At 62.0% G+C, this 6,155-nt stretch carries 6 protein-coding genes; 4 read left to right on the plus strand and 2 right to left on the minus strand.

The features are described 5' to 3' along the window. Positions 1–75: 75 nt before the first annotated feature. Positions 76–660 (minus strand): amino acid synthesis family protein, encoded by a 585-nt coding sequence (locus tag ACH2EI_RS19000; protein WP_395152829.1) that lies wholly within the window; start codon positions 658–660, stop codon positions 76–78. A 258-nt stretch (positions 661–918) separates the two neighbouring features. Here ACH2EI_RS19000 and ACH2EI_RS19005 point away from each other — a divergent pair, with 258 nt between their 5' ends. Genes ACH2EI_RS19005 through ACH2EI_RS19020 form a run of 4 tightly spaced genes read left to right on the plus strand, consistent with a single transcriptional unit; the run spans position 919 to position 4,572 of the window. After that, the gene (locus ACH2EI_RS19005; protein ID WP_395152828.1) at positions 919–1,773 is read left to right on the plus strand and encodes an ABC transporter permease; all 855 of its coding nucleotides are present in this window, start codon (positions 919–921) and stop codon (positions 1,771–1,773) included. Positions 1,774–1,808: 35 nt separating this feature from the next. Then, entirely contained in the window at positions 1,809–2,579 is a 771-nt protein-coding gene (locus tag ACH2EI_RS19010) for an ABC transporter ATP-binding protein (protein ID WP_395152845.1), read from the plus strand. After that, positions 2,576–3,358: an ABC transporter permease gene (locus ACH2EI_RS19015; RefSeq protein WP_395152827.1), complete on the plus strand. Its 783-nt coding sequence runs from the start codon at positions 2,576–2,578 to the stop codon at positions 3,356–3,358. The genes ACH2EI_RS19010 and ACH2EI_RS19015 overlap by 4 nt, the downstream gene beginning before the upstream one ends. A gap of 41 nt (positions 3,359–3,399) precedes the next feature. Next, positions 3,400–4,572 carry an ABC transporter substrate-binding protein gene (locus tag ACH2EI_RS19020; RefSeq protein ID WP_395152826.1) on the plus strand — a complete coding sequence of 391 codons (1,173 nt, stop codon included), beginning with the start codon at positions 3,400–3,402 and terminating at the stop codon, positions 4,570–4,572. 109 nt (positions 4,573–4,681) lie between these two features. Here ACH2EI_RS19020 and ACH2EI_RS19025 read toward each other — a convergent pair. After that, positions 4,682–6,155: alkyl/aryl-sulfatase (locus ACH2EI_RS19025; protein WP_395161169.1), on the minus strand; the 1,474-nt coding region annotated here is incomplete at its 5' end.

A 6,155-nucleotide genomic window follows, 5' to 3' on the forward strand; every position in this document is an offset into this window, starting at 1 on the left:
CATGGCCATGTTCGGGGTCAGCAAGATGTCCAGCGATTGGCCAACCCATCCGACCGAGCCCGATGACTGCGACCCTCATGCCGGCATCCCTGGCTTGCCCTGATCCTCGATCGTGAACCCGCCAGCGAGGCGAGCATTGATGCGCCCACCGGTCGCCATGGCCAAGATCAACACCATCTCGTTGGGTCGGGGGCCATCTGACACACCCATCTCGATGGCGTCATAGTGGCTCCCCACGTACGACCAATCGAGGTGCGTCAGCGGAACATCGAGCCGAGCACCCATCGGACCAACTTTCTTCGTCGATGGAACGATCGACGTACCTCGTCCAATGGCGGCGCGCATTCCGCCGCCACCGGGAATGTGCCACATGGCGCCGTGTTCAATCTCGCCTGCACCACCGACGATTGCGCCTTTGCCGTAACTCTCGATGCTGGAAGGGTCGCCTCCGAGGTGGGCAATGAGCTGGCCCCCCAACTCTTCGCCGAGTGCGCGTAGCTCAGCTGTGGCCGGCGAGAGGTCGTCGACGTACTGCCCGACGTATGGGTTGCCAACGACCGCAGCGATTGCGCCCTTGAGCAGGGGCATTGCCGGGGCGGGGCCATGATCGGAGCGAATTTCTTCGATCAGACTCACGATCTTGCGAACGGGGAAGAGCATGCAGGGCCTTTCGGGATTGACGGTGGTGGACAGCGCGAGCAGCACCTTAGTTGTGACGCATGGTGCACGAGATCCGACGATCGGCCGCGTCACCGATTGCACCGCGAGGCCGGTTGGGCCCGTGTGACCGAGAGCGGCCGTTCCTTCCAATGCGCGAACCGTCCACCGGCTACATTCAGAGCCGGAAGAGTATGACGACAACGAACACGACCAGCGAGCGGTATTAGGGGAGTGCGTGACGACATGGTGACCAGGAGAGTGAGAAGCGCCGCCCGGCGCTCGGTCCTGTTCGTCGTCGCGCTTGGCCTTGTCGCTATCGGCTGGGAGGTCTATAAAGCTCTCGGGCCAGACGCCGGAGGCGACATTTTCGGTTGGAAGCTCATTCCTAAGACCAACGACCGTGTGATGCCACACACCTGGGAAATGTTCGCAGAGTTGACGCGCCCGGCGATCGGCCAGCGCGGCCAGCTGGTGTGGCAAGTACTGCTCGGTTACTCCTGGTACACGTTCCAAATGTCGGTTGCCGGTTTGATTGTCGGCACCGCAATCGGTGTGCTGCTGGCGGTGCTGATGGCGCGCTTTCGAATCGTCGAGCGAGGCCTGCTGCCATATGTTGTCCTGTCGCAGACCATCCCACTGATCGCGCTGGCTCCGCAGGTCACGGCGATTCGTGGCAGCCTCGACTGGCCTCAATGGACATCTGCGGTCGCGCTCGCAGCCTTCCTGTCGTTCTTCCCGATCACGGTGTCCACGTTGCGTGGTTTGCAAGCAGCCCCGCCAGCCTCACTTGAGCTGATGGCGAGCTATGCCGCAGGGTGGTGGACAACCCTACGGAAGCTGCGGTTCCCCACAGCGATCCCATATATGGTCCCAGGACTGAAGCTCGCTGCAACCGCAGCGGTGATCGGCGTCATCGTCACCGAGATCACACTTGGTGGGCTCCGCGGCGTCGGCTATGCGACCATCGACTACAGCCAGAAGGTCACGTCACAGCCGGCCTCGGTGTACGCAGCAGTGTTCGCTGCGTCGGCACTCGGCCTCGCGATGTTCACCATGATCGTCGGTTGTGAAACGTACGTAATGCGGAATCGTCCGCAGGAGGAGCGAGGGTGACGGGTCAACCGGCAGTCAATGTTCGTGGCGTCTCGATGGTGTTCAACGCCGAAACGTCAGGGCAAGTCGACGCGTTGCGCGACACCGATGTCACTGTCGACCCGGGTGAATTTGTGTCACTGATTGGGCCGTCCGGCTGCGGGAAGTCGACCTTGCTTCGTCTGATTGCAAATCTGATCGAACCAACCGCAGGCACCATCGAGGTGAACGGCAAGTCGGCGAAGCAAGCATGTGCTGACCAGGACTACGGCATGGCGTTCCAACAGTCAGGCCTGTTCGATTGGCGGTCTGTTGCGAAAAACATCGAACTGCCGCTCGAACTCAAGGGCTGGGACAAAGCCAAGCGGGCGGCTCGTTCACAAGAGATGCTTGACCTGGTCAAGTTACCCGACCGCGGCGCGCACATGCCGTGGCAACTGTCGGGCGGCCAGCAACAACGCATCGCCATCGCTCGTGCCTTGGCGTCGCATCCGCCGCTCTTGTTGATGGACGAACCGTTCGGTGCGCTCGACGAGATGACTCGCGAACATATGCAAGCCGAACTGCTGCAGATCTGCGAGGTCACCAACACCACGGTGGTCTTTGTCACGCACTCGATTCCCGAAGCGGTCTACCTGTCCGACCGCGTGGTGGTCATGTCGGCGGGACCGGGCCGGATCACTGACGTCATCGACGTTGGGCTTGGCAAGAACCGTGATGAAGGCACCCGCGAGGGCGATTCCTTCTATAAGAAGATCACCGAAGTCCGAGAAGCACTGCGCGGCGCCGAATTGGGAGACGGCGCTCGGGGGATCGAAGACCGGTGAGTACAGCGATACGCCGATTCGGCCGCGCGGCCTGGCCTCCGCTCGCCTTTGGTGTTGGCTTCCTCGCGATTTGGGAGCTCCTCGTCCGAGTCTTTGACATCCAACCGTTTGTGTTGCCGGCGCCAACTGCGATCTGGTCGGCCTTCACCGTGCGGATCAGTGAGGTCTTCGAGCAGACGCTGGTGACCGGCACGAACGCCTTGGTGGGGTTGCTCATCGGCACCTTCATGGGCGTCCTGATGAGCTTGATCACCGTTCGCTTTCGGCTGCTTGAAGAACTCATCACGCCGTTGGCGGTTGCCCTCAACGCAATCCCGATCGTGGTGATCGTGCCGGTGTTGAACAACATGTTGTTCGGCACGACGAGCCAGATACCGCGCCGCCTGATGGTGGCACTCATCGTCTTTTTCGTCGTCTTCGTCAATGTCAGCAAAGGCCTCCGCCAGGTGTCCGCGACACACCTCGACTTGATGCGCTCGTACGCCGCTTCACCGTCAGCGATCTTGCTGAAAGTTCGCGTGCCGAATGCTCTCGGCTATCTCTTCACAGCGTTGCGAATCTCGGCTCCCCTTGCCGTGATCACGGCCTTCGTTGCCGAGTACTTCGGCGGTGTCCAGAACGGTCTTGCGACCGGCGTCCGGAGCAGCCTCAACGGCAGTAAAGATGTCACCTGGGCATATGTGATTGGAGCGTCGGCGTTGGGCCTGACGTTCTACGTGATCTCGGTCGCGCTCGAGCGCCTCCAACGGGGCAAGCAATCAGCTGATCAATTGACCTGAACATCCGACAACAACTGAGGGAAGCCTCGGGGGAGAAAACCATGACCAACAGGAAGAAATCATTGAAGGCAATTGCCGTCGGTGCAACAGTGCTGGGGCTTGTTGCCGCGGCCTGTGGCAGCGATGATGCGGCAGATTCGTCCGCCTCTGGCGACGCGGGCGGTGACGCTGCGGCGTGTGAAACGGTCGACCAAGTCAGCTTGCAGCTGCAGTGGTTCACCCAGGCACAGTTTGCTGGCTACTACGCAGCAGCCGACAAGGGTTTCTTTGCAGCCCAATGCCTTGACGTGGAGATCAAGGAAGGTGCTGTCGAGATTGTGCCGCAGGCTGAACTCGCTACCGGCAACGTTGACTTCGCCATTGCTTGGGTGCCCAAGGCACTCCAGACCCGTGAGGCAGGTGCTGACATCGTCAACATCTCACAAGTCTTTGCCCGGTCGGGCACGCTGCAGGTCAGCTTTGCTGACTCGGGTATCACCTCACCGGCTGACTTTGCCGGGAAGACGATCGGCAACTGGGGCTTCGGTAACGAGTACGAAGTGTTCGCTGCGATCGGCGCCGAAGGCCTCGACCCGGCAACCGATGTCACGCTCGTTGGCCAGCAGTTCGACATGGTCGCACTGCTCGAAGGCGAGATCGATGCCGCCGAGGCAATGACGTACAACGAGTACGCCCAGGTCCTCGAGGCCATCAATCCTGAAACCGGCGAGCTCTACACGGCCGACGACTTCAATGTCATCAGCTACGAAGAAGTTGGCGTTGGCATGCTCCAGGACGCGGTCTGGGCCGACGCTGGGCGCCTTGCCGACGATGCCGAGTACAAGGATCAGGCCACCCGATTCGTTGCAGCGTCGCTGCAGGGATGGGCCTACTGCCGTGACAACGTCGCCGAGTGCGCGACGATCGTCACCAACGCAGGCTCCACGCTTGGCGAAAGTCATCAGCAGTGGATGATGAATGAAGTCAACAAGCTCATCTGGCCGGCACCCGACGGTGTTGGCCTCTTGAACAGTGCTGACTGGGACCGCACCGTGACGATCAGCCAGAACACACCGAACCTCGAAGGCGCAACGGTCCTCACCGCGCCGCCGAGTGATGGCGCGTTCACCACGGAGATCACCAAGGCCGCATGGGCCCTCGTCGGCGACGGCGCAGACCTCTTCGGCAATGACTACACACCCGAGACCGTTGTCCTCAAGGAGGGCGGTAAATAAGACCTGAGTTGGAAACGGAGCTGGGGGTCGTCAGCGACTTGCTGACTGCCCCTGGCTTTGCTCCACCACTACGGAGGCGGGTGACCAGGCGAACCAGAGTGAACCTGCGTTACGGCTCGACGATGGGGAAGCCGCTTTCGAAGGTGTCGAGGTTTCCGAAGATCGTGACCAGGACGGATGGGTCGCCTTCGAGTTGCACCTTGCCCTCGGTGACGGCGTCGATGAAGGTCATGGCACCACCGGTGATCTGAATGAAGTCGGCCTTGGTCAGGGTGACCGTGACCGCGGCATCGTCAGCGTGGCGGCCGTGGACGTAGTGGATTGCCTGGTTCTCGAGCGCGAAGACCCATGACCCGGAGCCTGCACCGTCTTCCAGGTCGGTGAACTGCCAGTTGGAGATCACTCGTTCGCCTGCGACCTCTTCGGCTTTCAGGCGAATTGCCAGGGCGTCGAAGATCATGTCGATCGTCAGCGCGGCCGCCATGCCGGGCCGCGATGGTGCAGGGCGCGCGGCCGGTGGGCCGTCGCGCAACTCCATTGCCCCAGTGAGGTACGCATTGCGCCACGTGGCCGACTCGGCCTGATAGCCGAGTTGCTCCAACGCATCGGCTTGCAGCTCGCGGCCGGCATTGTTCGTCGGGTCCGCGAACACGAGGTGGTTGACCACCTCGGCGACCCAGCGGTAGTCGCCCTCGTCGAATGCTGCCTGAGCGTGCGCGAGAAGGGCGTCGGCGCCACCGGCGAGGTCGACATAGCGGCGGCCTGCTTCGGTGGGCCGGTGATTCCAGAGTCGGGCAGGGTTCCCGTCGTACCAGCCGAGGTAGCGCTGGTACACCGCCTTGACGTTGTGGACGAGTGCGCCGTAGTAGCCGCGCGTGTGGATCTGATCGGTGAACGCACTCGGCAGGGCGAGTTCGTCAGCGATCTCGGTTGGTGTGAGCCCTTTGTTTGCCAGGCGCATGGTCTGGTCGTGCATCCAGCGGTACAGGTCGCGCTGCTGGCGCAGGAACCCTGCGACGTCGTCAGTTCCCCAGCGGGGCCAGTGGTGGCTGGCGAACATCAGCGCTGTGTCAGCGCCGAACAGTTCAAGTGCTTCGTTGATGTACTTCGACCAACCGAGTGAGTCACGCGCTTGCGCACCGCGGAGGGGAAGGAGGTTGTGCATGTTGTGTGAGCAGTTTTCGGCCATACACAGCCAGCCCATTGGCCTGCCGTCGGGACCTGCTTCGCCCTTGTCGGGGAAGAAGAAGTTCATCTCGGCGGGCGCTTCAGCCTCCGGCGTCAGCTGGAAGATAATCCGAATGCCGTCGACGATCAGTTCCTGACCGGTTTCCATGATCGAGATCGTTGGCGGGATCAGCCCGACCGAACCCACCGGGGTGGCCTTGCCGAGCCCGCAGTCGACGTGCTGCATCGGTCCCGCCGGGAGCGTCATGCCGAATTGGTAGGCAGCGCGTCGGCCCATCGCTGGGCCGGCAATGACGTTCTCGAAGACGGCCTCGCGCATGAACTGATCAGGGGCGATGATCTGCACCTCGCCGGCATCGACTGCGGCCTCGTCGACCACGCCGCGCACACCACCG

The organism is Ilumatobacter sp., from assembly GCF_041688325.1.
Lineage (GTDB): Bacteria > Actinomycetota > Acidimicrobiia > Acidimicrobiales > Ilumatobacteraceae > Ilumatobacter_A.